This window comes from Kosakonia sp. N21, assembly GCF_050587465.1.
In the GTDB taxonomy this organism is placed as follows: domain Bacteria; phylum Pseudomonadota; class Gammaproteobacteria; order Enterobacterales; family Enterobacteriaceae.
In genome coordinates, this window is the sequence record NZ_JBOBHR010000012.1 from 81,928 (window position 1) to 107,404 (window position 25,477).

The following is a 25,477-nucleotide window of genomic DNA, read 5'->3' on the forward strand; positions in this document are numbered from 1 at the left end:
TTCATTATAGTTAATTAAATGATATTGAAAATGTTTATCAATGCCGTAGTTTTTATAAGGTTATAACTTTTGGTTATGTTATTGAAACTGTGAAGCTGCTCACCTCCATAACGCGCTGATTGCCAGCTCTCGCCGTTACGCGGCAAACGCCTCAAGGTTAATCCTCTGACCGATTTTTACACTCATCGGGTCGGCTGCTCGTATCCCGGCGATAAAAACAAAGAGGATTGAAAATGAGTAACGCGATTACGATGGGTATTTTATGGCATTTGATAGGTGCAGCCAGTGCAGCCTGTTTCTATGCCCCGTTTAAAAAGGTGAAACATTGGTCCTGGGAAACCATGTGGTCAGTCGGCGGCATCGTCTCCTGGCTGATCCTTCCCTGGACAATCAGCGCGCTGTTATTGCCGGATTTTTGGGCCTATTTCAGCTCGTTTAATGCCTCCACGCTGCTGCCGGTGTTCCTGTTCGGCGCAATGTGGGGGATCGGTAACATCAACTATGGCCTGACCATGCGCTACCTGGGCATGTCGATGGGCATTGGTATCGCCATTGGCATAACGCTGATTGTCGGTACGCTGATGACGCCGATCATCAACGGTAACTTCTCTGTGCTGATTGGCACCGAAGGCGGTCGTATGACGCTGCTGGGCGTGCTGGTTGCCCTTATCGGCGTGGCTATCGTCATCCGTGCAGGCCAGTTGAAAGAGCGCAAAATGGGTATCAAGGCCGAAGAGTTCAGCCTGAAAAAAGGGCTGGCGCTGGCCATCATGTGCGGCGTCTTCTCTGCCGGGATGTCCTTTGCCATGAATGCCGCCAAACCGATGCACGAAGCCGCAGCGGCACTGGGTATCGATCCGCTCTATACGGCGTTGCCAAGCTATGTGGTGATCATGGGCGGCGGCGCGCTGGTCAACCTCGGCTTCTGCTTTATTCGTCTGGCAAAAGTGAAGAACTTGTCGGTAAAAGCCGACTTCTCGCTGGCAAAACCACTGCTTATCAGCAACATCCTGCTCTCTGCGCTGGGCGGTCTGATGTGGTATCTGCAGTTCTTCTTCTACGCCTGGGGTCACGCGCGTATTCCGGCGCAGTATGACTACATCAGTTGGATGCTGCACATGAGCTTCTACGTGTTGTGCGGCGGTATTGTTGGACTGGTGCTGAAAGAGTGGAACAATGCGGGCAGACGCCCCGTGAGCGTGTTGAGCCTGGGCTGCGTGGTGATCATTGTCGCGGCCAATATCGTTGGCCTCGGCATGGCTAACTGATCAGGCGGCAACCCGACTACGATGACGCCATTGACCTGGCGTCATCCCCACTTCCCGGCTAAACACCACCGAAAAGTAGTTACTGTCTTCAAACCCGCACTGCATCGCAATCTCACTGATCATCTGCTCGGAATGCTGCAACAGATACTGCGCATGGCAAATGCGTAACTGGCGCAAATAGTGATTGATGGTCATCCCGGTCTGACTGCGGAATTGCTGGCGCAGCGCCCGCTCGCTGCACTGCTCCTGCTCACAGAACTGCTCCAGCACAAAGCTGCGATTCAGGCTGCCGGACAGCGCGGTAATCAGCTTATCCAGCAGCGCTTCGCTGTGGGTGGCGGCAAGATTATCGGTGGCGAAACGGTGGCGTTTTAGCGTCAACACCAGCTGTGCAAACAGCGTTTCCGCCATGAGATTGTCGAGGGGATCGGGCCTGGCGCTCTCGTGCTCAAGTTGCGTAATGACCTGTCGCGCCTGCGCCATACCGGTGCTACCGATGCGCCAGTGTGGCGTCCACGGCGAGCCATTAAGCCCGGGAATATGCGCTGCCCAGTCGAGGTTCAACGTCAGCCGGTCCGGGCAGTAAATAATGTTTTGTAGCACCAGGTCGTTGACCGACGCGTAGGAGTGGCAATCTTCCGCGCGGATATAGAACAGGTCACCACGGGTAATGCGATAAGGGCGATCGTTAAGCACATGCAGGCCGTTGCCGCGCCATACCATCACCAGTTCATAAAACTCATGGGTATGTTCGGCAAAGACATTTTGCGGATAGCGATCCGCTACCGCCACCGCCTGTCCGGTGCGGGGGAAGAAGTCCGCTTTACGAAGAATTAACTGACCTGCCACAACGTCACCTCTGCCGTGAACAACCTGTGATTATTAGCGGAACTACGGCAAAAAATCGGTGATAGCCTTCTCGTTACTGAAGCAGCGTATCGCGCCCCTGGCGGATATCCCGCGGTGACCAGTCGAACTCGCGACGAAACAGTGTCGAAAAATGGTTGCTGTCGCCAAAGCCGCAGCGGAAGGCGATATCCGTCACGCTGTCGTCGCTATGGCGCAGCATATGCCGCGCTTTGATAAGCCGTAAACGGTTGAGATAACGCTGCGGGGTCAGGCCGGTCGACTGCTTAAGCTGGCGGTGTAGCGTGCGCAGAGAGAGCGTAAATTGCTCTGCCAGCGACTCCCAGCAAATATCCTCCGCAAAGTGATCTTCCAGCCACAGCATCAACTGATTAAGCCGGGCATCATTGTTCGCGACGCCCTCTTGCAGGCTGCTTTTACGCAGTAACACCAGCAGTTGCATAAACAGGATCTCGCGGTTAGCGATACCGTGCGTATCCATCTCCATATCCATCTCTTCCATCTGGCTGATGATGGCGCGCACCTGGGTCAGAGTGTGCTGATTCACCCGCCAGTGCGAGGGATAGTGCCCGTCCTGCTCCTGCGGCAACAGCAGATTTAACCCGGATAAAAACTGGAATGCATCCGGCGAACGGTACAGAACATTGGTCAGACAAAGGTTGTCAGTATGTTCATACAAGTGCCGGTCATGGTCGCGGACAAAACAGACCGTCCCACCGCTGATGGTGTAGGGCTGACCGTTAAAAACGTGGATCCCTGTGCCATGCTCAACAATCACAATTTCATGAAAATCATGGTGATGCTCAGGAAATGCCGCCTGGGGTAATCGCGGTTCAATGGCGACAGGTGATTTACCTGACGGGAAAAAATCCACGCTATGAAGTACGGTCATACTCGCCCCCAACCCAACAATGAGAAAAGTTCTCAAAATAGTAATTAAGGGTTCGCAACCTCACCTTAAATTTTCGACAGCATTTCGCGCATAGCCTGCCGTTTTTTCAAGAAACGGCCGGAAAGATCGGGAAATGTGGCAAGGGTCACAATGGCCCAAAACCCCACCAGAACTGGAAACTGTGAACTCTCTCACGTTCACCTTTGCTTTCTTGCCAGCGCGAAATCGCCGCTGTCCGTAACAAGAAGGTACGACGCATCGCCCTTTTTTAGACTGTCTGCAATGACTCTAAGAAGGACCCGATCATGACTTTTCGCCATTGTGTTGCAGTTGATTTAGGCGCCTCCAGCGGACGTGTAATGCTGGCGCGTTACGATCGCCAACAACGCACACTCACTCTTCGCGAAATCCACCGTTTCGTTAACTGTCTGCAAAAAACAGAGGGTTTCGATTGCTGGGATATCGACAGCCTGGAAGCGGAGATCCGCCAGGGGCTGCACAAAGTGTGTGAAGCAGGCATTCAACCTGACAGCATCGGCATCGATACCTGGGGCGTGGATTATGTGCTGATCAACAGCAAAGGCGAGCGCGTGGGCTTACCCATCGCTTACCGCGACGACCGTACCGACGGCGTGATGCAACGTGCGATGCAGGCACCGGGCAAAACCGACATTTATCTGCGCAGCGGCATTCAGTTTTTACCCTTTAACACCCTGTATCAACTGCGTGCACTGGCGGAGCAGCAGCCAGAACTGCTGGAGCAAGCCGCCCATGCGCTGCTGATCCCGGATTATTTCAGTTACCGGCTGACCGGCAATCTGAACTGGGAGTACACCAACGCCACCACCACGCAACTGGTCAATATCAACACCGATAACTGGGATAGCACGCTGCTGGACTGGGCTGGCGTTCCGGCTCACTGGTTCGGCACGCCCACCCATCCGGGCAATGTGATAGGTCAGTGGATCTGCCCGCAGAACAACGCCATCCCGGTGGTTGCCGTCGCCAGCCATGACACCGCCAGCGCCGTCATTGCTGCACCGCTGGCGGATAAAGATGCCGCGTATTTGTCGTCCGGCACCTGGTCGCTGATGGGTTTTGAAAGCAAAACCCCCTACACCAGCAATCACGCGCTGGCGGCCAATATTACCAACGAAGGCGGTGCAGAAGGCCGCTACCGTGTGCTGAAAAACATTATGGGGCTGTGGCTGCTGCAACGCGTACTGAAGGAACAGGCGATCGCCGACCTGCCCGCGCTGATTGCCCAAACGGAACAGCTCCCCGCCTGCCAGTTCATCATCAACCCCAACGATGATCGCTTTATCAACCCGGACAACATGAGCGCCGAAATCCAGGCTGCTTGCCGGGAAGCAGGCCAGCAGGCACCGCAAAACGCGGCTGAGCTGGCGCGCTGTATCTTCGACAGCCTTGCGCTGCTGTATGCCGATGTGCTGGGCGAGCTGGCAAGCCTGCGCGGCAAACCCTTTACCCGTCTGCATGTGGTGGGCGGCGGTTGCCAGAACCAGTTGCTGAACCAGCTCTGTGCAGATGCCTGTGGTTTGCCCGTGGTGGCTGGCCCGGTAGAAGCCTCCACGCTCGGCAATATTGGCGTGCAACTGATGACGCTGGATGAACTCAGCAACGTTGATGATTTTCGCCAGGTGGTGGTGGCTAACCACTCCCTGATCACATTTACCCCTAATCCTGACAATGAAATCGCCCGCTACGTCGCGCGCTTTCAGCAAAAACGACAGACAAAGGAGCTATGCGCATGACCACTCAACTTGAACAAGCCTGGGAAATTGCTAAACAGCGTTTCGACGCGGTAGGCATTGATGTCGAGGAGGCGCTGCGTCAGCTCGATCGCCTGCCGGTATCCATGCACTGCTGGCAGGGCGACGACGTTGCCGGTTTTGAAAACCCGGAAGGCAGCCTGACTGGCGGTATCCAGGCCACCGGGAACTACCCGGGTAAAGCGCGCAATGCCACGGAACTTCGTGCCGATCTGGAGCAGGCGCTGAGTCTGATCCCCGGCCCAAAACGCCTTAACCTGCACGCGATTTATCATGAGGCTGATGCGCCTGTCGCGCGTAACGAAATCAAACCGGAACACTTTAAAAACTGGGTGGCATGGGCAAAAGCCAACAAACTGGGGCTGGATTTTAACCCGTCCTGTTTTTCGCACCCGCTGAGCGCCGATGGCTTTACCCTCTCGCACGCGAACGACGAGATCCGTCAGTTCTGGATTGACCATGTAAAAGCCAGCCGCCGCGTTTCTGCCTGGTTCGGTGAACAACTGGGGACGCCGTCGGTGATGAATATCTGGATCCCGGACGGCATGAAAGATGTCACCGTCGACCGCCTGGCGCCGCGTCAACGCCTGCTGAATGCGCTCGACGAGGCGATCAGCGAAAAACTGAACCCGGCACACCATATCGATGCCGTGGAGAGCAAACTGTTCGGGATTGGCGCAGAAAGCTACACCGTTGGCTCCAACGAGTTCTATATGGGCTATGCCACCAGCCGCCAGACCGCCCTGTGCCTGGATGCCGGCCACTTCCACCCGACCGAAGTGATCTCCGACAAAATCTCCGCCGCCATGCTGTATGTGCCGCGCCTGCTGCTGCACGTCAGCCGTCCGGTACGCTGGGACAGCGACCACGTGGTCCTGCTGGATGACGAAACCCAGGCCATCGCCAGTGAAATCATTCGCCACAAACTGTTTGACCGCGTGCACATCGGTCTCGACTTCTTCGACGCCTCTATTAACCGTATTGCCGCCTGGGTGATAGGCACCCGCAATATGAAAAAAGCGCTGCTGCGCGCGCTGCTGGAGCCGGTTGATCAACTGCGCCAACTGGAAGCCGATGGCGACTACACCGCGCGCCTCGCGCTGCTGGAAGAGCAGAAATCCCTGCCATGGCAGGCGGTATGGGAAATGTATTGCCAGCGCCACGACACCCCGGCAGGCAGCCAGTGGCTGGAAAGCGTGCGGGCGTATGAGAAAAACGTATTACGCAAACGCGGGTAACCCTTTTGATCCTCTCCCGGCAAGGGAGAGGGAGCAAACCATTGTCAGCGTGAGGGGAAAACCCCGCACCGTATTAACAGGAACCACAAGACTATGCAGACCATTATTGATTCCTGGTTCGTCCAGGGCATGATCAAAGCCACCTCCGACGCATGGCTGAAAGGGTGGGATGAGCGCAACGGCGGCAACCTGACGTTGCGTCTCGATGAGGCGGACATCGCCCCGTTTGCCGCGGATTTTCATCAAAAACCGCGTTATATCGCCCTGAGCCAGCCGATGCCGTTACTGGCTAACACACCGTTTATCGTCACCGGTTCCGGCAAATTCTTCCGCAATGTACAGCTCGATCCGGCGGCAAATTTAGGCGTGGTCAAGGTGGACAGCGACGGCGCGGGTTACCACATTCTGTGGGGGCTAACGCACGAAGCGGTGCCGACCTCGGAGCTGCCTGCGCACTTCCTGTCTCACGGTGAACGTATCAAAGCCACCGGCGGCAAAGATCGCGTGATCATGCACTGCCATGCCACCAACCTGATTGCCTTGACCTACGTATTGGAAAACCACGCCGACCTGATCACCCGCAAATTGTGGGAAGGCAGTACCGAGTGTCTGGTGGTGTTCCCGGACGGCGTTGGCATTCTGCCGTGGATGGTGCCAGGCACTGACGAAATAGGCCAGGCCACTGCCGCCGATATGCAAAAACATTCGCTGGTGTTGTGGCCCTTCCACGGCGTCTTTGGCAGCGGCCCGACACTGGATGAAACCTTCGGTCTGATCGACACCGCCGAGAAGTCTGCGGAAGTGCTGGTAAAAATCTATTCGATGGGTGGAATGAAACAGACCATCTCGCAAGCAGAACTGATTGCATTGGGCAAACGCTTTGGCGTGACCCCGCTGCAATCCGCCATTGATTTGTACAAATAACAACATCGCGCCCCGCTCACTGAGACGGGGCGAACTCTGTCACCTGCAAGCCCTACAAACACTAACTTATGTGGAGTAAAAGCAATGAAAACAAAAGCAAGCTTGATCCTCACCGTTGCCATTCTGGCGTTGTCCGGTTCCGCTGTCGCTGAAGTAAAAATCGCCCTGGTGGCGAAATCTTTAGGTAATGGCTTTTTTGAAGCAGCAAATACCGGCGCACAGGAGGCAGCCAAAGAGTTAGGAGACGTCAAAGTCATTTATACCGGCCCGACCACCACCACGGCCGAAGCCCAGATCGAAGTCCTGAATGGTTTGATCGCCCAGGGGGTGGATGCGATCGCCATTTCGGCCAACGATCCGGATGCGGTCGTGCCGGTACTGAAAAAAGCCATGCAGCGCGGTATCAAAGTGGTTTCCTGGGACTCCGGCGTCGCCAAAGCCGGGCGACAGATCCATTTGAATCCGTCCAATAACGCTCTGATTGGCGAAACCAACGTCAAACTCGCCGCTGACGCGCTAAAAGCGCTGAACGTCGAGAAAGGCGACGTGGCTATTCTCAGCGCCACACCGACCTCCACCAACCAGAATATCTGGATTGCGGAGATGAAAAAGGTGCTGCCGAAATACCCGTCCATCAACCTGGTGAATGTCGCCTACGGTGATGACTTGTCGGATAAAAGTTACCGCGAAGCGGTGGGTCTGCTGAAATCCTACCCGGACCTGAAAGTGATCGTTTCGCCGTCATCCGTCGGGATTGTTGCCGCCGCACAGGCGGTAAAAGATCAGGGCAAAATCGGCAAAGTGTATGTCACCGGCCTCGGGTTGCCGTCTGAAATGGCGGGGGCAATTAAGTCCGGGGCCAGTAAAAGTTTCGCTATCTGGAACCCGATCGACCTTGGCTATGCCGCAACCTATTTAGCCGATGATCTGGTGAAAGGAACGGCGACCAAAACCGAAGCCAGCATGGGTAAACTCGGCAAGGTCAAACTGGATGCCGATGGCAACGGCGCGATGGCGGAGCCCTTCGTCTACGATGCCAGCAACATTGATAAGTTCTCAAAGATTTTCTGATCCCTTTCTCCCTCTCCCGCAGGGAGGGGGAATACAAGACCTGGAGAACGTTCATGACGGCATCCACCCCATTGCTATCCCTTAAGGGCATCACCAAAGTCTTTCCTGGCGTGCGCGCCCTTGAGAATGTACAGCTCGATCTCTGGCCCGGAAAAGTCACCGCTCTCATCGGTGAAAACGGCGCAGGGAAATCCACACTGGTCAAAGTGATGACCGGCATTTACCAACCTGAAGAGGGCGAAATCCTCTACAAAGCGATCCCCATTTCACTCCCTACGCCGGAGTCCGCCCATAAGATGGGCATCACCGCCATTCACCAGGAAACGGTTCTGTTCGATGAACTCTCCGTGACCGAGAACATTTTTGTCGGCCAGTACCTCTATAAAGGGCTTCTGAAGAAACTCGACTGGCCCGCGATGCACCAGAAAGCCCGGGAGATTCTCACCCGGCTGGAAGTGCAGATCGATCCGCACGCTACCTTAAAAACGCTGAGTATCGCGCAGCGGCATATGGTAGCCATTGCCCGCGCGTTGTCGTTTGAAGCGCAGGTGGTCATTCTGGATGAACCCACCGCCGCGCTCTCGCAGCATGAGATTCTGGAGTTTTACCAAATCGTCGAGCGCCTGAAACAGGAAGGTAAAGCGATCCTGTTTATCTCGCACAAATTTGATGAAATTTTTGAACTGGCGGATCACTACACCATTTTGCGGGATGGGGTGTATGTCGATTCCGGGGCAATCAACACCATCAGCGAAGAGCGAATGGTGGCAATGATGGTTGGGCGCGCCATTACGCAGAGCTGGCCCAAAGTGCATTGCGAACCGGGTGAAACGGTGCTGGAAGTGAGGGATTTGTGTCATCCCACCGAATTTGCTCACATTACCTTTTCGCTACGCCAGGGCGAGATCCTTGGCTTTTATGGCCTGGTCGGCGCGGGCCGCACCGAGCTGATGCAAGCCCTGTCCGGCGTTTCACGCCCCTCATCCGGCGACATTCTTCTGCACGGTAAAACCGTGCATTTTCGCCAACCCGCCGATGCCATTAACGCGGGCATTGTGTGTGTGCCCGAAGAGCGGCAAAAGCAGGGCGCGATTATTGAACTCTCCATCGCCCAGAACATCAGCCTGCCGCAGCTCAGCAAATTAAACCGCAACGGTGTGTTGAACGATACCCGCGAATCGGCGCTGGCGGATGAGTATGCCCGCCGCTTACAGGTAAAAGCGTTTAGCTGGCGGCAGGCGGTGGAAACCCTCTCTGGCGGCAATCAGCAAAAAGTGGTGATCGGCAAATGGCTCGCCACCCACCCGGACGTCATTATCCTCGATGAGCCCACGAAAGGGATCGATATCGGCTCAAAAGCGGCGGTGCATCAGTTTATGTCTGAACTGGTGGCGCACGGGCTGGCGGTGATCATGGTCTCTTCCGAACTGCCTGAAGTGATGGGCATGGCAGACAGAGTCATTGTGATGCACGAAGGCCTGATGGTGGCGGAATACAAGGCAGGCGACGCCACAGCGGAAATCATTGTCAGCGCCGCCAGCGGCGCAGGTAAGGAGGCGGCATAATGTGGCAACAACTGCTTAAACACCGTGAAGCCTTGCTGGCCGGGGTGATTGTGCTGCTGGTGCTGGTCATTGGCAGTAGGGTGCCCTCGTTTATCAGTCCGGGCAATCTCGTCGAAATGTTCAACGATACCGCCATTCTGATCATTCTCGCTCTTGGGCAGATGATGGTGCTGCTCACCAAAGGGATCGATCTGTCGATGGCGGCGAATCTGGCGCTGACGGGCATGATTGTCGCGCTGATTAACTTCCACCATCCGGATGTGCCGGTATGGTCACTGCTGCTGCTGGCGACTGTGCTCGGGTTGGTGATGGGCATGATCAACGGTCTGCTGGTGTGGAAACTGGGGATCCCGGCGATTGTCGTCACCCTCGGCACCATGAGCATCTACCGCGGGATGATCTTCTTACTCTCCGGCGGCGGCTGGGTGAACGCCAACCAAATGAGCGCTGATTTTCTCGGCCTGCCGCGATCGGGCGTGTTAGGGCTCCCGGTTCTGAGCTGGTGCGCTGTCGCGGCGTTGCTGCTGGTGGGGTATTTCCTGCGTTATAGCCGCACCGGGCGCGCACTCTACACCGCTGGCGGAAACGCCACTGCGGCGTACTACACCGGGATCAATGCCGGGAAAATGCAGTTTATTAGCTTCTGCCTTTCCGGCGCGCTGGCAGGCTTTTGCGGTTATCTGTGGATTTCCCGTTTTGCCGTGGCGTATGTCGATGTGGCTAACGGTTTTGAGCTGCAGGTCGTGGCAGCCTGTGTGATTGGCGGCATCAGCACCATGGGCGGAACCGGGCGCGTAACGGGCTGCCTGCTTGGCGCACTGTTTCTTGGTGTGATCAATAACGCCCTACCCATCATCGGTATTTCTCCCTTCTGGCAAATGGCTATCTCCGGCACGGTGATTGTGATTGCGGTTCTGCTCAACGAACGCGGCAACAAGCGCAAAGGTCGCTTGATCCTGCGTGATGCAGCGCTGGCGCGACAGAAACAGGCGGTGAAATCATGAGCAAAATACTGACGTCCGACGCGGTAAAACCGGAACCCGCCGCAGCATCACGCTTTCAGCGGCTGTTGTGCTGGGAAGGTTTTTTACTGGCGGTAACGCTGGCGGTCTTTGTGGCCAACGCCCTCGCCTCGCCCTACTTTCTCAATATCTGGAACCTGTCGGATGCGACATTCAACTTTACCGAGAAGGCGATCATTGTCTTACCGATGGCGATGCTGATTATCGCCCGGGAAATCGATCTTTCCGTCGCGTCCACCATGGCGCTTAGCTCAACGGTAATGGGATTTTGCGCCCAGGCGGGTATGGATACACCGCTGTTGGTGTGCGTAGGTCTGGGCGTCGGGCTGTTATGCGGGCTGTGTAACGGCATCCTGGTGACGCGTTTTAACCTCTCTTCAATTGTTATCACCATCGGCACCATGAGCCTGTATCGCGGCATTACGTACATTTTGCTTGGCGATCAGGCATTGAACACCTGGCCTGAGAGTTTCGCCTGGTTTGGCCAGGGTTATGTTTGGGGCGCGCTGTCGTTTGAGTTTGCGCTGTTTATTGTGCTGGCGGCGATGTTTGCCTTTCTGTTGCATAAAACCAACTTTGGTCGCCGGACCTACGCCATTGGCAATAACCCGACCGGCGCCTGGTACTCCGGTATCAATGTTAAGCGACATAACCTGATCCTGTTTGCCCTGGTCGGGCTGATGGCGGGCCTGGCATCGGTGTTGTTGACCTCGCGCCTCGGCAGTACCCGCCCGACGCTGGCGCTGGGTTGGGAGCTTTCCGTGGTGACGATGGCGGTACTTGGCGGCGTCAATATTCTCGGGGGGTCCGGCAGCATGGTGGGCGTGATCATTGCCGCCTTCCTGATGGGGCTGGTGACGTTTGGCCTGAGCCTGCTCAACGTGCCGGGCATTGTGATGTCGATTGTCGTCGGCGCAATGCTGATCGTGGTGATTTCACTGCCGATTATTACCCGCCGGATCGTCCAGCGCAGGCGAATGTAACGCGGTACAGGCCTGATCAGCGGGCAAAACAGAATACCTCCGGCGACAGGGAATCTTGCCACCGGGAAAAATCACAGCAAATCAAGGAGTAAATCATGAGCTTTATGTTAGCACTACCCAAAATCAGCCTGCATGGCGCAGGCGCGATTGGCGATATGGTGAATCTGGTGGCGAACAAACAGTGGGGTAAAGCGCTGATCGTGACCGACGGGCAACTGGTGAAAATGGGGCTGCTGGATAGCCTGTTCGCCGCGCTCAAGGAACATAACATGGCTTACCATCTGTTTGATGAAGTATTCCCGAACCCCACCGAAGCGCTGGTGCAGAAAGGCTATGCCGCCTATCAAAATGCCGGCTGTAACTACGTGATTGCCTTTGGCGGCGGCAGCCCAATTGATACCGCGAAAGCCGTAAAAATCCTCACTGCCAACCCGGGTCCTTCCACGGCGTATTCCGGCGTTGGGAAAGTAAAAAACCCCGGCGTACCGCTGGTCGCCATCAATACCACCGCCGGTACGGCGGCAGAGATGACCAGCAATGCGGTGATTATCGATTCCGCCCGTCAGGTCAAAGAAGTGATCATCGATCCTAACATCATTCCGGATATCGCCGTCGATGATGCCAGCGTGATGCTGGACATTCCCGCCTCTGTGACCGCAGCCACCGGGATGGACGCCCTGACCCACGCCGTTGAAGCCTATGTTTCCGTTGGCGCGCACCCGTTAACCGATGCCAATGCACTGGAAGCGATTCGTCTCATCAATCTGTGGCTGCCGAAAGCGGTAGATAACGGTCATGACCTCGAAGCGCGTGAGCAAATGGCGTTTGGTCAGTATCTTGCGGGCATGGCGTTTAACAGTGCCGGTCTCGGTCTGGTGCATGCGCTGGCTCACCAACCCGGCGCAACGCACAACCTGCCGCACGGCGTTTGCAACGCTATCCTGCTGCCGATCATCGAAAACTTTAACCGACCGAATGCCGTAACGCGTTTCGCCCGCGTCGCGCAGGCAATGGGGGTAGACACCAAAGGAATGAGCGATGAAACCGCCAGCATGGAAGCCATTAACGCCATTCGCGCACTGAGTACGCGTGTGGGGATCCCTTCCGGTTTCAGCAAACTGGGCGTCACAAAAGAAGATATCGAAGGCTGGCTGGATAAAGCGCTGGCAGACCCGTGCGCACCGTGTAACCCGCGCACCGCCAGCCGTGACGAAGTCCGTGAACTGTACCTGGAGGCATTATGATCCGTAAAGCCTTTGTGATGCAGGTGAACCCCGATGCACACGAAGAGTATCAACGTCGTCATAATCCCATCTGGCCGGAACTGGAAGCCGCGCTGAAAGCGGGAGGCGCGCATCATTACGCGATTTTCCTCGATAACGCGCGCAACCTGCTGTTTGCCACCGTGGAGATTGAATCCGAAGAACGCTGGAACGCCGTTGCTGATACCGAGGTGTGCCAGCGCTGGTGGAAACATATGCGTGATGTGATGCCCGCAAACCCGGATAACAGCCCGGTTAGCGCGGAGCTTAAAGAGGTGTTTTATCTGGCCTGATGGCGTATTACTTTCCCCTCTCTTCACCGGAGAGGGGAAATTCGCTCACCGAGATATTCCCATCATCATCAATGATTTCTGCGCGAACCCGCAGAGGCAACGCGCGATTTCTTGCGGCCTCAGCCGCTACGGAATAGCGTTTTTCGCCGTAGGGCGCCACCATCATGTCCGGCATCGGTTCCACGCTGTAAGCGTGACCCGCGACAAGCAAGGTGATCGTCGCGAACGAAACATGCCACGGCGATCGGTTCTGGCAGATGATCTCCCACTTTCCATTGAGGTCTTCCAATCTGAAGTGGACTCTCTCAGACAGGTTTTCAGGTGCGCCCAGCGTTTTCGGACGCCAGAAAATTTTCATTTGCGTATTCATGGTCAGTACCACGCTCTGCGCCTGTAAAGAACGCGCTGGTGAGCCTGGCGGGATCTCATAAACATTGAGCCAGAACACAGACTCGCGATCCTTTGGCAGCGGCGACTGGTTGTAGATCAGACGGATCCCTTGCATTCTTTGCGGAGCGAGGGAAAAGAGCGGCGGAACGGAGACAAACGGCGCGTTAACACTGCCGGGCGCAGGGTTAGCATCGCCGTTGTCCACCCATGTCTGCACCATCACCGGCCAGTCGTTGGTATTTACCAACATCAGACTCTGTTGCGCCTGACCTTCGGTAAAAATCACCCGCGAAGAAGACGCCGTTACGCCAGCGTGAACAGAAAACACCGTTGCCGCAACCAGCGCGCCAGCCCCCGCGAGCAAGCGCATCATTGTACTTTCACCAGGATTTGCGCACTGGCGTAGACCTGACCCGCGCGGACGGTTTGATTACCAATGCGGGAAAGATATGCATTGAAATTAATCGCATATTCGCTGATCCCTAATGTCCCTCCGTTATTGACGACCCGGGCGCCATCCCGCGCGTCGTACCACCCGCCCGCCTCACCGGCAGCACAATAGGAGGGGGCGGCATTACAGCGTTGCCAGCCAATAAAGTTACGTATCATGCCGTCATTAGCATTGGCAATCTGGATACCAACGCCACTCGCCATACCGGATACCCCAAGGTCGGTGGGAAGCAAATAGCTGACACCGCCAGAGCTGTTAACAAGGTTCAGTCGCAATGCAGCCTGGTAATTTTCATAGGGTACCTGCATGCCCAGCGCCGTCAGGCCGCTAACCGTCCCGGTTCCCGTCAGCCCTTCGCACAGGATATTCACGGTAAACATGCCTTGCGACTTTCCGCCATTGTTTAGCGCATCGACCGTGATCGGGGGAAATGTGACCACCGGCGTGACACTTTTGGCAGTGCAGGTCCGTTTTGATACCAGTTCCGCCATCGGCGCGACACCGCCCATATTGATCCCCATCCAGTTGTCCAGCCCCCATCCGACATAACTGGTGGAGGAGTCTCCTGTATCGCAATACGCCGCCGGGCTGCCTGGCGAGCAAAAGGAAACATATCCATTCGGTTGCGTACAGGTGTAGGTGCCGGAAGTCAGTTGTTCGGCCTTACCGCACCAGTCAAAGGGGGACTGCCCACGGGGAGTCGTTAAGCTCACCCGGATCAGATCTGCGCGGATAGGGCTAAAATCTTTAACCCGGATATGAATTTTCAGGCCATCCGGCGATATGGCATAGTTTTGCAACGGAATGCGCTGATAGTTACGCGTAAACACACGACCGGAATTTACATGGGTCAGACGTATGCCAACATTGCGGAAAAGCGTTGCGTAGTAGTTTGGGTAGCCATCGAACGACCCAACCTCAAAATGCCCTCCGTTACGGTCGTTGCCATTGGTCGCGATGATTTCATAGATATTATTCACATCCGCACGATCGCAGACCCACAGAATACTGTCCGGACCTTTTTTAAAACGCGGGTTGTCGGAAAAACGCACCACATTTGAAGCCAGAAGCGAACCGACAGGCTGAACTTTGTTATTGGTTATATTAATGGTGCCAAGCGCAAGACTTACGCCATACCCGCTGGCGACGGTACGGACAAAGTCAGGCCCTTTAACGCACCTTGCATTGAGGGATAAACAGGTAAACAAAGAAAGAATCAGCAAGCATATCCGTATAAATGTCATCGGAAACTCCATGAATTAACGGCAAGGTAATCTCATCAGAGCCAGCGGCTCTGGCAAGGTCGGGGCGCGCCACGCAATACGGCAGGTCTCTTCCGGGCTACGCCCCCACTGCACCCGCAACTCACCCTTTTCTTCGTGTGAGCGCAGATAGATCTGATTCGCCTGCCCCACCATTCCGGTGCTGTTGTTGTATTCGTCATACACGCTTGTTCCCATCGGTATGATGGTATTGTCCGGGCGCAGAGCGGTGATCAACATGGCTTGCCCTTGCAGCGTGTTGAAACGTAACCGCACTGTCGCGCCAGCATAAGGCGCGACCTGCATTTTCATGGTTTGTAACTCGACGCTATCAGCCATATTGCGAGGATCCAGGGCAATTTGGTTGATTTGATAAGCGCCCAACGACGGGGCAATCGCATAACCAAATGCATCAACGTAAGCCCTCTGCCCACCAATGACCTCTGCACCACTGGCACCAGGGGCATCGATTAAAGCAAAGCTATCCCCCACCCACTGACCCAGCGTCACGCCGCTTTTATGGGCGACAATGGACCCAAGCAACGAACCCGAAGCCTGCCAGTAATTACGTGTTGTCGACCAGGATGTTGCGGCATTGACGTACGGGAAACTGCGCTGGAGGCTGGCTCCCCACCCTGCTTGTTCCATTTTCTTGTCGGCGGAAAAATTGAGGCTATAGCTCAGGGGATCATCGTGCTCGCCATATATGCCGCTCAGCGTTGATTGATAACCGCCGTCGCTGCCATCACTGCCGGACGAACGACTTGCGCTGGTTGATAGCACGGGTGAAGAACGACGCTGACCAAGTGGAGTGGATAGAGAGAGAGACCACATCGTTTGCATACGGCGGCGTAACGAGAATGCGTCTGCGTTATTGCCGATTCCAGGCGTAATGTTATAGGTTCTGGCTGCGCTAACACTTAGTGAAATCCCATAATCAAACAGCTTATTCCAGCTTAGCTGGTACTGCTTATCCCTTTGTTTTCCATCACTATAGTCCTGCCATGATGCAGACACATTCATATTGCCAAACGAAGCAAATGGCTGAGCGGCGGAAAACTCAATACGGCTGCGCTGTTTCCAGGTTGATGACTGCCACTGTTGCCTCTGACCGTGCGCATAACGCGATCCCAGGGTGTCGTAGAGTTCAGAATAACCCTGAGCTGCATACCGGGATGCGGCCAGGGTAAATAATGTTCCGGTTTGCGGCAGTGCTTTGCTGTAGTTCAGCCGTAACATCCAGCCTGCGCGGTTGCCATCATCCTGCTGCGCCAGAGAATAAAAACTGTTTACCCCTAATGCCCCGATTGCCGAGCTATACACGCCACCGAGAGACCAGGCCATATATCCCGTCGCCAATTGGTTACCGGCATTGAGCGTAAGTGCGTTAGTTAATCCCTGTCGCCAGACCACTTCGCTGAAGGTATTCCCTGCATCAATGTTCTGTACCTTTCCCACGGTAAATGACCAGCGCGATAAACCGGGCCTGATCGACTCCGCCAGTGAAGAGTAAGGCATGCTGTAGGTACTCTTACTGCCATCCGCTTCAGTGACCACAACGGTTAAATCCCCTGCGTAATGGGTTGGATAGAGATCGTCAATGGTAAAAGGCCCAGGGGCTACAGTGGTTTCATAGAGCGTGGTCTGGTCTTGCAATATGGTGACTTTTGCATTCGTCTTTGCGATACCCCGCACTACAGGCGCATAACCACGAAGCGAGTCTGGTAGCATTCGCGTATCCGATGACAGCTGCACTCCCCGAAAACCAATGCCGGAAAAGAGCTGGCCATCGGTATAACCTTCTCCTAAAGTCAGTTCGCTGCGTAAGGGATAGATAGCACGCTGTACATAACGGCGGCTGGTGTTCCAGCTACTGCCGTCAGTGGTGCTGTAGTTTACGTTGGATTGCTGACGATAACGCCACAATCCCAGGTTGAACCCACCATGAAGATTTAGCCAGGATGAATCCATTGTACGAGTGTTATAGCGGCGCGATGTTACGTGGTACTGGTTAGCCATATAATTGATAAACAACATACTCTCCCCGGCGTCGAGGCTTTCCTCACTCACGCTGCCGCGAGGTGTCGTTTTTAACAATGCTTGTGGTGCAAACACATCCATACGCAGTTGCGCCTGATCGAACTTAACCGTTGTACCCTGCATCACGTTATCATCAGGCCAGTAGCAAGAGGTTCCCGATTCCTTTGGCAATGACTTCAGACGCAGCATGGAGACTAATTTATGAGAAAAGCAGGGCTCAACGTTTCCCCCGCGTGGTGAAAACTGAATCTCTGTACGGGTAATAAACGTGCCATTAAGATAAATATCCAGAGAATGACTTCCTGGCGCTATCAACGTATCCTCGTTCAGTTTCTGTAGATCATCGCTGGATAATCCACTGTTTCTTAATAGAGAGGCATCAAAGTAAAAAGCATTATCTTTTGCTGTCGCGGTTAGCGATTGCATTACTATAAGAAGGAATAAAGCACAAAAATATAAACGGTACTGATACATTTAAATCATCCGAACTGAACAGTACTTTCATTGTCGAATCGAAACCTTAATGAGGAAGCGAATAAACCTTACTGAACACTCCGCCATAATCATTTATTGCATTAATCGTTAAATAACTACCGCTATGATCAGGCAATATCCATCGGACAGACGCATAAGGTGCGATCATTTCGGCATTTTCAATTTTCTTTTGTTTCTTACCATCATCAACGAAAGCATCAAGTACAGAAATATAATATGCGGTAGTATTTTTTACATCTATCAACTGACCCTGTTTACTGATCTTAATTGCATCGAGTGTTTTATTTGCATCCTGAGAGAGCCCCTGTGGTCGGTAAAATATTTTCAGTCTGCTTTTTACCAACAGTGTTAAATGATTTTCATCGTTAACGGCATCATTTTTTGCCGGGTACTGCAAAAAATTTAGCCAAAAAAGCGACTCCCGGTCCTGCGGCAAAGCTTTCCCGGTAAATTTCAATCGCATAACGTGCGTATGATTACCGTTAATACGAAAAATAGGCGGCATCACAATAAAAGGAGCATCAGCTGTTTCAGGTGTCGACTCAGGATTATTAATATCCGTCCACGCGACAACCAGGACCGGCGCTTCACCGGTATTATTAAATGTCAGGGATTTCTCTTTCGCATCCGCAGGATAGATAACCCGGGTGCCGAGCATTGTCACACTGGCGTAAACATTGCTGCACACCAACGAAAGGACGCATAACGTAAACCGCACTCTGACTAACCAATCTCTAAACATGCTGATGTAAACCAGAAAATGGCGCTGCCGAAGCAGCACCGCCTGAAAGTGATTACAGATACGTCACTGCAAACTGCGCCTGGCCTTCTACGGTACCAGCCGTTGCCACGCCAGTCGCATAGTAACGTGCAACCAGATCAAAATTGGCGGATGTTGCACCACCACTTATATTCTGCATTGCCGTCTGCGCCTTATTACCGGTAAAACTTAATGTTGTTGCACCCTCTAACAACTGAATTGCGACATTTGTCGCAGGTGAACGAGTCGCAATGTTTTTTAAATCACGACCATCAACCTCATTCGCAACAAAAACAATACCCGCGGTGGTGCCCTGGGAATTACAGCTATCCAACGTAACAGTAAAAGGCGTATCGCCTGCGGTTGAGCCTGAACTGGCCAACTGACTTTTACTTACCGTAGGTAAAAGAACGATGGGTGAAGCAGCACTATTATTAATTTTAATAGTACAGGTTTGCTCACTCACTTCCCCCATAAAATAAACAATATTATTGGCCTGAGAAACTAACGGTGCACTCATTAAACCAAAAGCAAATAATACCGAAAAAGAATGACTCATCCTGAGCATGCTATGCCTCCATTATAATGTGTTGTAGAATAAAACCATAAAACTTGCATCACGCAACGAATTCTAAAATTGGATGCAAAGCATACAGTCGAGAATAATTGATGTAAAGCAATTTTGCTTATTTAAAGTTCTGGTAATACCACCTCAAAAAAAATAAATATTTTTTAAGTTAAATATTCAAAATTAAATTCACCACATCAATATTAATAATAAAAGGCGATACACAATTAAGTAACGCCAATGCGTTGTCGCCTTATATAGAATATTAATTCTGTTCCGCCACCAAAATGGCCTGGGTATCCGGTTCAAGCGCCTTAAAGATATGCTCCTGATCCGCCGGGTAACAAATATAATCGCCTTCATTCAGTTCTTCCGGCGTTTCTGTCAACCCAACCAGCGCCCGACCTTGTGTCACAATAATATGTTCTACTGAACCGACCGGATGGGGATGTGAAATACGATCTGCGCCAGGTTGCGTCTGTAACAGATAAATGTCGCGCCGCGCACCAGGCGGGCATGTTGCAAGTAAAATCGCCTGATAATTGGCCTGTTCAGCCACCACTTTTGCGCCTTCACCGCGGCGAATGACCTGTGTTTTAGCACCTTGTGGCTCCAGCAGGCGCGCGAACGGAATATCCAACGCCACACACAGCGACCAGAGCGTTTCCAGGCTCGGGTTACCGTTGCCAGCTTCCAGTTGAGACAGTGTGGATTTTGCAATACCAGCGCGACGGGCAATTTCCGCCAGTGAAAGCCCGGTTCGCAGGCGTTCACGCACCAGACTTTTAGCAATAACGCTGATTGGCTGTGTCATACACAACTCCATCGTTCATTAAAAAGAACGAATCGTTCATCTTGAAAAACGATCCGGGTATGTTCATTATAATGAGTAATCGTTCGATATGGTTATCATCTATGTTCAAAAAACACATTTCACATCTCAGCGGCGATACCATTAAGGCCATCATTCTCGTCTGCCTGGCGGTCGGCGTGGTCGCCGTCTCTTACGGTTCACTGGCCATGGCTTATGGTTTTCCGCTCTGGGTTCCCCTTGCGCTTTCGATGTCAGTGCTGGCGGGCGCTTCCGAATTTATGTTTATTGGCATTGTCGCCAGCGGCGGTAATCCACTGGCGGCCGCTGTGGCCGGTCTGCTCGTCAACGCCCGCCATATACCTTTCGGGGTGACGGTGCGTGAACTGGTAGGTAAAGGCACGGCGGGTTTTCTCGGTTGCCACATTATGAATGACGAAAGTGTGGTGTTCGGCTTGTCGCAAAAAACGCCGGAACAGCGTAAAGCGGCCTACTGGCTTTGTGGACTGGGCGTTGCCTTGCTGTGGCCCGGAGGCGTGCTGGTCGGCGCTGCCGTCGGCAAGCTGCTCCCCGCACCCGAAACCATCGGCCTCGACGCCGTCTTTCCGGCTATTTTGCTGGCGCTGGTACTGCCGGCGCTGAAAAAGAGAACCACACTTATTCGCGCTACCAGCGGTGCGGTGGCGTCACTGGCTGCGGTCCCCTTTACGCCAGTAGGATTACCGGTTCTGCTCTCATTACTGGGTTTACTGACGAGGAAAAAATAATGGCCAGTGTTTCGCTGATCATCGGCGGTATCGTTATCCTGTCAGTGGGAACCTACCTGATGCGTCTGGGGGGGACAAAGCTCGGAAACAGGCTGGCGCTCTCCGAACGTTCGCAAGCGCTGCTCTCCGATGCAGCCACCACACTGCTGTTCGCCGTAGCGCTGGCAGCGACGTTATATGAAGGTGAACATTTCGCCGGGATGGCCCGTCTGCTGGGGGTATTATTTGCGGTATTTCTTGCCTGGCGGAAGATGCCGTTGATTGTGGTGATCGTTTCTGCCGCAGTGGTAACCGCATTACTGCGCCTTGCAGGCATCCATTAAGGCAAAAAAAAAGCGCCCGCAGGCGCTCTTTCGACAGTAATGCAGGACTTATTTGGTCAGTTCGGCAGTCATGTGTACCTGGTTGCCGTTATACGCTTCGGTGATCTGGTAAGAAGATGCGCCCGCCTGCTGAGCCTGAGCAGCGATTTTCGCTTCTGCGCCAGACAGAGTGGTATCCGTTGCGGAGACAGTCTGTGCAGCGAAAGAACCGAAAGACGTAGCCAGAGCGATAACTGCGACAAAAGTTTTGATGCTTTTCATGATATAAACCCTTACGTTAGTTTGTTTGAGTGAGGCACCGTGCCTCGATGAAATAAATACTAGACCTGTTCTCACTCAACAAAAAGCGGAAGGATTTGCTGTCATCTTTCAAAATTTTTGACTGTTTTATAAACCCATCAGTCGCTGCGGATGAGTGTAGACCGTCGCCCTGCCTGGCTTGCAAAAACCCACCAGCGTTAGATTGCAGCGTTGCGCCACTTCCACTGCCAGCGTGGTCGCCGCAGACACCGCAAACAGGATCTCAACGCCGCACATGGCGGACTTTTGCACCATTTCATAACTGGCACGGCTTGAAACCAGCACCGCACCTGACGACCAGCGCTCACCCTCACGGGCGCGGTGGCCCAGCAGCTTATCCAGCGCCACATGACGCCCGACATCTTCATGCCCGCCCATTAACTCACCGGACGGTAGCATCCACGCGGCCGCATGGGTGCAGCCTGTTAGCTGGCCAACGGGCTGAAAGTCGGTTAAATGCGCCAGTCCGGCGTCAAGAGCGGCTAAATCGAAGGTCTGAGTGAACGGAAGGGGAGCAATGGGCTTACCGATATCATTAAGCTGCTCAACGCCGCAGACGCCGCAACCGGTCCGCCCGGCCAGCGCGCGACGACGCTCTTTCAGCCCCATAAAACGGCGGCTGGAGAGTTCTATCTGCACTTCGAGTCCATTACAGGAAGGGACCACATCCATGCCGTAGATTTCCGTGTGGTTTTCAATAATCCCTTCGGATAAGGAGAAACCCAGGGCAAAGCACTCGAGGTCTTTTGGCGATGCCATCATCACCACGTGAGAAATCCCGTTGTAAACCAGCGCAACGGGAACCTCTTCCGCCAGCATATCGGGCGTTGCATGTTGCAAGTCATCACGTTTCCACAGAGACACCTGACGTGCGCCTGTGACTGATGTTGCATTTTTGTGCTTTTCTTCGCGCAATTCGTTCACTTTGTATTAACCGCCACCGAACAAGCGTACCAACATTGTGGTATCCTCAACTGCATATCCCTCGTAAAAAGAGGGAATAACAGCAATTCTGAACCTTTGCGCCTTCTACCGCAAAGTAAAAACGATAAGAGTAATGTCGAAACCAGGAGCAAACCATGCAGGTCAGCAGAAGGCAGTTCTTTAAGATCTGTGCTGGCGGTATGGCAGGAACGACGGCAGCGGCGCTGGGCTTTGCCCCAGGCGTTGCACTGGCGGAAACGCGGCAATATAAACTGCTGCGCACCCGTGAAACCCGTAATACCTGCACATACTGTTCCGTTGGCTGTGGGCTGTTGATGTACAGCCTCGGCGACGGTGCAAAAAACGCCAAATCATCCATCTTCCATATCGAGGGCGACCCCGATCATCCGGTTAACCGTGGCGCGCTCTGCCCGAAAGGTGCAGGTCTGGTGGATTTCATCCACTCGGAAAGCCGCCTGAAATATCCCGAATACCGTGCGCCAGGCTCAGATAAATGGCAGCGGATTACCTGGGATGATGCTTTTGATCGCATCGCCAAATTGATTAAGGCCGATCGCGACGCCAACTACATCGCGAAAAATGCCGAAGGCACCACCGTTAACCGCTGGCTGAGCACCGGGATGCTGTGTGCATCCGCTTCCAGTAATGAAACCGGTTATTTAACGCAAAAATTTACCCGCGCACTCGGCATGTTAGCCGTCGACAACCAGGCGCGTGTCTGACACGGACCTACGGTAGCAAGTCTTGCTCCTACATTTGGTCGCGGTGCGATGACCAACCACTGGGTCGACATGAAAAACGCCAACCTTATCATTGTGATGGGTGGGAACGCGGCTGAAGCGCATCCGGTGGGATTCCGCTGGGCGATGGAAGCCAAGATCCATAATGGCGCGAAGCTGATTGTTATCGATCCGCGCTTTACGCGTACCGCTTCTGTAGCGGATTTTTATACACCGATTCGTTCCGGTACTGACATTGCCTTCCTGTCAGGCGTGTTGCTGTACCTGATGACCAACGAAAAATACAACCGCGAATACACCGAGGCCTACACCAACGCCAGCCTGATCGTGCGTGAAGATTTTGGCTTCGAGGATGGCCTGTTCACCGGCTACGACGCGGATAAACGCAAATACGACAAAACCAGCTGGAACTACGAGCTGGATGAGAAAGGCTTCGCCAAACGCGATACCACCCTCACCCATCCGCGCTGCGTGTGGAATCTGCTGAAACAGCACGTTTCCCGCTACACGCCGGAGGTGGTTGAAAACATCTGCGGGACGCCAAAAGCGGACTTCCTGAAGGTGTGCGAATACATCGCCGAAACCAGCGTGCACGATAAAACCGCCTCGTTCCTGTATGCATTGGGCTGGACACAGCACTCCATTGGCGCGCAAAACATCCGCACCATGGCGATGATCCAGCTACTGCTGGGCAACATGGGAATGGCGGGCGGCGGCGTCAACGCCTTGCGCGGCCACTCCAATATTCAGGGGCTGACGGATCTTGGTCTGCTGTCGCAAAGCCTGCCCGGCTATATGACGCTACCCAACGAAAAACAGACCACCCTCCAGACTTACCTTGCCGCCAACACGCCAAAACCGTTGCTGGAAGGCCAGGTGAACTACTGGGGTAACTACCCGAAATTCTTCGTGTCGATGATGAAAGCCTTCTTTGGCGACAAAGCGACTGCGGAGAATAGCTGGGGCTTTGACTGGTTACCGAAGTGGGACAAAGGCTACGACGTTCTGCAGTACTTCGACATGATGTACAAAGGCCAGGTTAACGGCTATCTCTGTCAGGGCTTTAACCCGGTAGCGTCGTTCCCGAACAAGAACAAGGTCGTGGCGGCACTGTCGAAACTGAAATTCCTTGTCACTATCGATCCGCTGAATACCGAAACCTCAACGTTCTGGCAAAACCACGGCGAGTCGAACGATGTCGATCCGTCGAAAATCCAGACCGAAGTGTTCCGCTTGCCATCCACCTGCTTTGCCGAAGAAAACGGTTCTATCGTCAACTCCGGACGCTGGTTGCAATGGCACTGGAAAGGCGCAGATGGCCCGGGCGAATCTGTAACCGACGGCGAGATCCTCGCCGGCATCTTCACGCGCTTGCGCAAGATGTATGCCGAAGAGGGCGGCGCGTGCCCGGAACAGGTGCTGAGTATGACCTGGAACTACTCCACTCCACATGAACCGGCTTCGGAAGAAGTGGCGATGGAGAGCAACGGCAAAGCACTGGCGGACATCACCGATCCGGCAACCGGCGCAGTGATTGTGAAAAAAGGCCAGCAGCTTAGCTCCTTCGCGCAGTTGCGTGATGACGGCACCACCTCCAGTGGCTGTTGGATCTTCGCCGGTAGCTGGACGCCGGACGGCAATCAGATGGCGCGTCGCGATAACGCGGACCCGTCCGGGCTTGGCAATACGCTGGGCTGGGCATGGGCGTGGCCGCTTAACCGCCGCATTCTGTATAACCGTGCTTCCGCGGACCCGCAGGGTAAACCCTGGGATCCGAAACGTCAGTTGCTGAAGTGGGACGGCGCGAAATGGGGCGGCGTGGATATTCCGGACTACAGCACCGCCGCACCGGGCAGTGACGTCGGACCGTTTATCATGCAGCCGGAAGGGATGGGCCGCCTGTTTGCTATCGATAAGATGGCGGAAGGGCCATTCCCGGAACACTACGAACCGTTTGAAACGCCGCTGGGCACGAACCCGCTGCACCCGAACGTGGTGTCTAACCCGGCTGCCCGCGTCTTCAAAGACGACATGGCGGCGATGGGTAAAGCCGATAAGTTCCCGTACGTTGGCACCACTTATCGTCTGACCGAGCATTTCCACTACTGGACCAAGCACGCGCTGCTGAACGCTATCGCGCAGCCGGAGCAGTTTGTGGAAATCGGCGAAAAACTGGCAGGCAAACTGGGCATCGTGCAGGGCGATACCGTGAAAGTCTCCTCCAACCGCGGCTATATCAAAGCCAAGGCGGTGGTGACCAAACGTATCCGCACGCTGAAAGTGAACGGACAGGATGTCGATACCATCGGTATTCCAATCCACTGGGGTTATGAGGGTGTGGCGAAGAAAGGCTTTATCGCCAACACGTTGACACCATTTGTTGGTGATGCGAACACCCAAACGCCTGAATTTAAGGCGTTCCTGGTGAATGTGGAAAAGGTGTAACG

General features: G+C 54.1%; 23 protein-coding genes. 13 read left to right on the forward strand and 10 right to left on the reverse strand.

All coding sequences use genetic code 11. The features are described from left to right. The first annotated feature begins 233 nt into the window (after positions 1–233). On the forward strand, positions 234–1,268 hold the full coding sequence (gene rhaT, locus ACQ3G7_RS22405) for an L-rhamnose/proton symporter RhaT (protein ID WP_430892246.1): 1,035 nt from the start codon (positions 234–236) through the stop codon (positions 1,266–1,268). On the opposite strand, the gene rhaR is transcribed toward rhaT, so the two are convergent. Beyond that, the gene (rhaR, locus tag ACQ3G7_RS22410) at positions 1,269–2,117 is read right to left on the reverse strand and encodes an HTH-type transcriptional activator RhaR (RefSeq protein WP_263098605.1); all 849 of its coding nucleotides are present in this window, start codon (positions 2,115–2,117) and stop codon (positions 1,269–1,271) included. 73 nt (positions 2,118–2,190) lie between these two features. Then, a complete protein-coding gene (gene rhaS / locus ACQ3G7_RS22415) occupies positions 2,191–3,027 on the reverse strand; it encodes an HTH-type transcriptional activator RhaS (protein WP_430892248.1) in 837 nt (278 codons plus the stop codon). 305 nt (positions 3,028–3,332) lie between these two features. Between rhaS (ACQ3G7_RS22415) and rhaB the strand changes: the two genes are divergently transcribed. The 9 genes from rhaB (at position 3,333) to rhaM (ending at position 13,178) form a co-directional block, all read left to right on the forward strand. Then, the gene (rhaB, locus tag ACQ3G7_RS22420; RefSeq protein ID WP_430892250.1) at positions 3,333–4,802 is read left to right on the forward strand and encodes a rhamnulokinase; all 1,470 of its coding nucleotides are present in this window, start codon (positions 3,333–3,335) and stop codon (positions 4,800–4,802) included. Next, positions 4,799–6,058, forward strand: coding sequence for an L-rhamnose isomerase (rhaA, locus tag ACQ3G7_RS22425; protein WP_430892252.1), 1,260 nt, complete (start codon positions 4,799–4,801; stop codon positions 6,056–6,058). The genes rhaB and rhaA overlap by 4 nt, the downstream gene beginning before the upstream one ends. A gap of 93 nt (positions 6,059–6,151) precedes the next feature. Beyond that, complete coding sequence (gene rhaD, locus ACQ3G7_RS22430) at positions 6,152–6,982, forward strand: rhamnulose-1-phosphate aldolase (RefSeq protein WP_263098609.1); 831 nt, start codon at positions 6,152–6,154, stop codon at positions 6,980–6,982. An 84-nt stretch (positions 6,983–7,066) separates the two neighbouring features. After that, positions 7,067–8,053, forward strand: a complete 987-nt coding sequence (gene rhaS, locus ACQ3G7_RS22435) for a rhamnose ABC transporter substrate-binding protein (protein WP_430892255.1) — start codon at positions 7,067–7,069, stop codon at positions 8,051–8,053. Positions 8,054–8,106: 53 nt separating this feature from the next. Further along, on the forward strand, positions 8,107–9,618 hold the full coding sequence (locus ACQ3G7_RS22440) for a sugar ABC transporter ATP-binding protein (RefSeq protein ID WP_430892257.1): 1,512 nt from the start codon (positions 8,107–8,109) through the stop codon (positions 9,616–9,618). Next, positions 9,618–10,622 (forward strand): ABC transporter permease, encoded by a 1,005-nt coding sequence (locus ACQ3G7_RS22445; RefSeq protein WP_430892259.1) that lies wholly within the window; start codon positions 9,618–9,620, stop codon positions 10,620–10,622. Before ACQ3G7_RS22440 ends, ACQ3G7_RS22445 begins: the two co-directional genes overlap by 1 nt. Further along, entirely contained in the window at positions 10,619–11,623 is a 1,005-nt protein-coding gene (locus tag ACQ3G7_RS22450) for an ABC transporter permease (protein WP_263098612.1), read from the forward strand. Before ACQ3G7_RS22445 ends, ACQ3G7_RS22450 begins: the two co-directional genes overlap by 4 nt. Positions 11,624–11,718: 95 nt before the next feature. Then, positions 11,719–12,867, forward strand: a complete 1,149-nt coding sequence (gene fucO / locus ACQ3G7_RS22455; protein WP_263098613.1) for a lactaldehyde reductase — start codon at positions 11,719–11,721, stop codon at positions 12,865–12,867. Next, on the forward strand, positions 12,864–13,178 hold the full coding sequence (rhaM, locus tag ACQ3G7_RS22460; RefSeq protein WP_430892262.1) for an L-rhamnose mutarotase: 315 nt from the start codon (positions 12,864–12,866) through the stop codon (positions 13,176–13,178). Before fucO ends, rhaM begins: the two co-directional genes overlap by 4 nt. A gap of 7 nt (positions 13,179–13,185) precedes the next feature. Here rhaM and ACQ3G7_RS22465 read toward each other — a convergent pair whose 3' ends face one another. The 6 genes from ACQ3G7_RS22465 to ACQ3G7_RS22490 form a co-directional block, all read right to left on the reverse strand. Further along, complete coding sequence (locus ACQ3G7_RS22465; protein ID WP_430892264.1) at positions 13,186–13,941, reverse strand: fimbrial biogenesis chaperone; 756 nt, start codon at positions 13,939–13,941, stop codon at positions 13,186–13,188. Beyond that, on the reverse strand, positions 13,938–15,242 hold the full coding sequence (locus ACQ3G7_RS22470; protein WP_430892266.1) for a fimbrial protein: 1,305 nt from the start codon (positions 15,240–15,242) through the stop codon (positions 13,938–13,940). The genes ACQ3G7_RS22465 and ACQ3G7_RS22470 overlap by 4 nt, the downstream gene beginning before the upstream one ends. 36 nt (positions 15,243–15,278) lie before the next feature. Beyond that, positions 15,279–17,795, reverse strand: coding sequence for a fimbria/pilus outer membrane usher protein (locus ACQ3G7_RS22475; protein WP_430892268.1), 2,517 nt, complete (start codon positions 17,793–17,795; stop codon positions 15,279–15,281). A gap of 46 nt (positions 17,796–17,841) precedes the next feature. Next, positions 17,842–18,558, reverse strand: a complete 717-nt coding sequence (locus tag ACQ3G7_RS22480; protein WP_430892270.1) for a fimbrial biogenesis chaperone — start codon at positions 18,556–18,558, stop codon at positions 17,842–17,844. A gap of 52 nt (positions 18,559–18,610) precedes the next feature. Further along, complete coding sequence (locus tag ACQ3G7_RS22485) at positions 18,611–19,144, reverse strand: fimbrial protein (protein WP_430892272.1); 534 nt, start codon at positions 19,142–19,144, stop codon at positions 18,611–18,613. 265 nt (positions 19,145–19,409) lie between these two features. Further along, a complete protein-coding gene (locus ACQ3G7_RS22490) occupies positions 19,410–19,958 on the reverse strand; it encodes a helix-turn-helix domain-containing protein (protein WP_430892274.1) in 549 nt (182 codons plus the stop codon). A 101-nt stretch (positions 19,959–20,059) separates the two neighbouring features. Between ACQ3G7_RS22490 and ACQ3G7_RS22495 the strand changes: the two genes are divergently transcribed. Both ACQ3G7_RS22495 and ACQ3G7_RS22500 read left to right on the forward strand, forming a co-directional pair. After that, positions 20,060–20,722, forward strand: a complete 663-nt coding sequence (locus ACQ3G7_RS22495) for an AzlC family ABC transporter permease (RefSeq protein WP_430892276.1) — start codon at positions 20,060–20,062, stop codon at positions 20,720–20,722. Beyond that, positions 20,722–21,045 carry an AzlD domain-containing protein gene (locus ACQ3G7_RS22500; protein WP_430892278.1) on the forward strand — a complete coding sequence of 108 codons (324 nt, stop codon included), beginning with the start codon at positions 20,722–20,724 and terminating at the stop codon, positions 21,043–21,045. The genes ACQ3G7_RS22495 and ACQ3G7_RS22500 overlap by 1 nt, the downstream gene beginning before the upstream one ends. 48 nt (positions 21,046–21,093) lie before the next feature. On the opposite strand, the gene ACQ3G7_RS22505 is transcribed toward ACQ3G7_RS22500, so the two are convergent. Continuing rightward, on the reverse strand, positions 21,094–21,306 hold the full coding sequence (locus ACQ3G7_RS22505; protein WP_263098622.1) for a YdgH/BhsA/McbA-like domain containing protein: 213 nt from the start codon (positions 21,304–21,306) through the stop codon (positions 21,094–21,096). Between the two features lie 126 nt (positions 21,307–21,432). Then, on the reverse strand, positions 21,433–22,269 hold the full coding sequence (gene fdhD, locus ACQ3G7_RS22510) for a formate dehydrogenase accessory sulfurtransferase FdhD (RefSeq protein WP_263098623.1): 837 nt from the start codon (positions 22,267–22,269) through the stop codon (positions 21,433–21,435). A gap of 155 nt (positions 22,270–22,424) precedes the next feature. Between fdhD and fdnG the strand changes: the two genes are divergently transcribed. Beyond that, on the forward strand, positions 22,425–25,475 hold the full coding sequence (gene fdnG, locus ACQ3G7_RS22515; protein ID WP_430892281.1) for a formate dehydrogenase-N subunit alpha: 3,051 nt from the start codon (positions 22,425–22,427) through the stop codon (positions 25,473–25,475). Positions 25,476–25,477: the final 2 nt, after the last annotated feature.

Bases quoted from the DNA above. Each gene is read 5' to 3' on its own strand.
- fucO (WP_263098613.1), top strand. From the start codon at position 11,719: ATGAGCTTTATGTTAGCACTACCCAAAATCAGCCTGCATGGCGCAGGC.
- ACQ3G7_RS22485 (WP_430892272.1), bottom strand. From the start codon at position 19,144: ATGCTCAGGATGAGTCATTCTTTTTCGGTATTATTTGCTTTTGGTTTA.
- ACQ3G7_RS22445 (WP_430892259.1), top strand. From the start codon at position 9,618: ATGTGGCAACAACTGCTTAAACACCGTGAAGCCTTGCTGGCCGGGGTG.
- ACQ3G7_RS22475 (WP_430892268.1), bottom strand. From the start codon at position 17,795: ATGTATCAGTACCGTTTATATTTTTGTGCTTTATTCCTTCTTATAGTA.
- rhaS (WP_430892255.1), top strand. From the start codon at position 7,067: ATGAAAACAAAAGCAAGCTTGATCCTCACCGTTGCCATTCTGGCGTTG.
- ACQ3G7_RS22500 (WP_430892278.1), top strand. From the start codon at position 20,722: ATGGCCAGTGTTTCGCTGATCATCGGCGGTATCGTTATCCTGTCAGTG.
- rhaB (WP_430892250.1), top strand. From the start codon at position 3,333: ATGACTTTTCGCCATTGTGTTGCAGTTGATTTAGGCGCCTCCAGCGGA.
- ACQ3G7_RS22495 (WP_430892276.1), top strand. From the start codon at position 20,060: ATGTTCAAAAAACACATTTCACATCTCAGCGGCGATACCATTAAGGCC.
- ACQ3G7_RS22480 (WP_430892270.1), bottom strand. From the start codon at position 18,558: ATGTTTAGAGATTGGTTAGTCAGAGTGCGGTTTACGTTATGCGTCCTT.
- rhaS (WP_430892248.1), bottom strand. From the start codon at position 3,027: ATGACCGTACTTCATAGCGTGGATTTTTTCCCGTCAGGTAAATCACCT.
- ACQ3G7_RS22440 (WP_430892257.1), top strand. From the start codon at position 8,107: ATGACGGCATCCACCCCATTGCTATCCCTTAAGGGCATCACCAAAGTC.
- ACQ3G7_RS22465 (WP_430892264.1), bottom strand. From the start codon at position 13,941: ATGATGCGCTTGCTCGCGGGGGCTGGCGCGCTGGTTGCGGCAACGGTG.
- ACQ3G7_RS22490 (WP_430892274.1), bottom strand. From the start codon at position 19,958: ATGACACAGCCAATCAGCGTTATTGCTAAAAGTCTGGTGCGTGAACGC.
- rhaD (WP_263098609.1), top strand. From the start codon at position 6,152: ATGCAGACCATTATTGATTCCTGGTTCGTCCAGGGCATGATCAAAGCC.
- ACQ3G7_RS22450 (WP_263098612.1), top strand. From the start codon at position 10,619: ATGAGCAAAATACTGACGTCCGACGCGGTAAAACCGGAACCCGCCGCA.
- rhaA (WP_430892252.1), top strand. From the start codon at position 4,799: ATGACCACTCAACTTGAACAAGCCTGGGAAATTGCTAAACAGCGTTTC.
- ACQ3G7_RS22505 (WP_263098622.1), bottom strand. From the start codon at position 21,306: ATGAAAAGCATCAAAACTTTTGTCGCAGTTATCGCTCTGGCTACGTCT.
- rhaM (WP_430892262.1), top strand. From the start codon at position 12,864: ATGATCCGTAAAGCCTTTGTGATGCAGGTGAACCCCGATGCACACGAA.
- rhaT (WP_430892246.1), top strand. From the start codon at position 234: ATGAGTAACGCGATTACGATGGGTATTTTATGGCATTTGATAGGTGCA.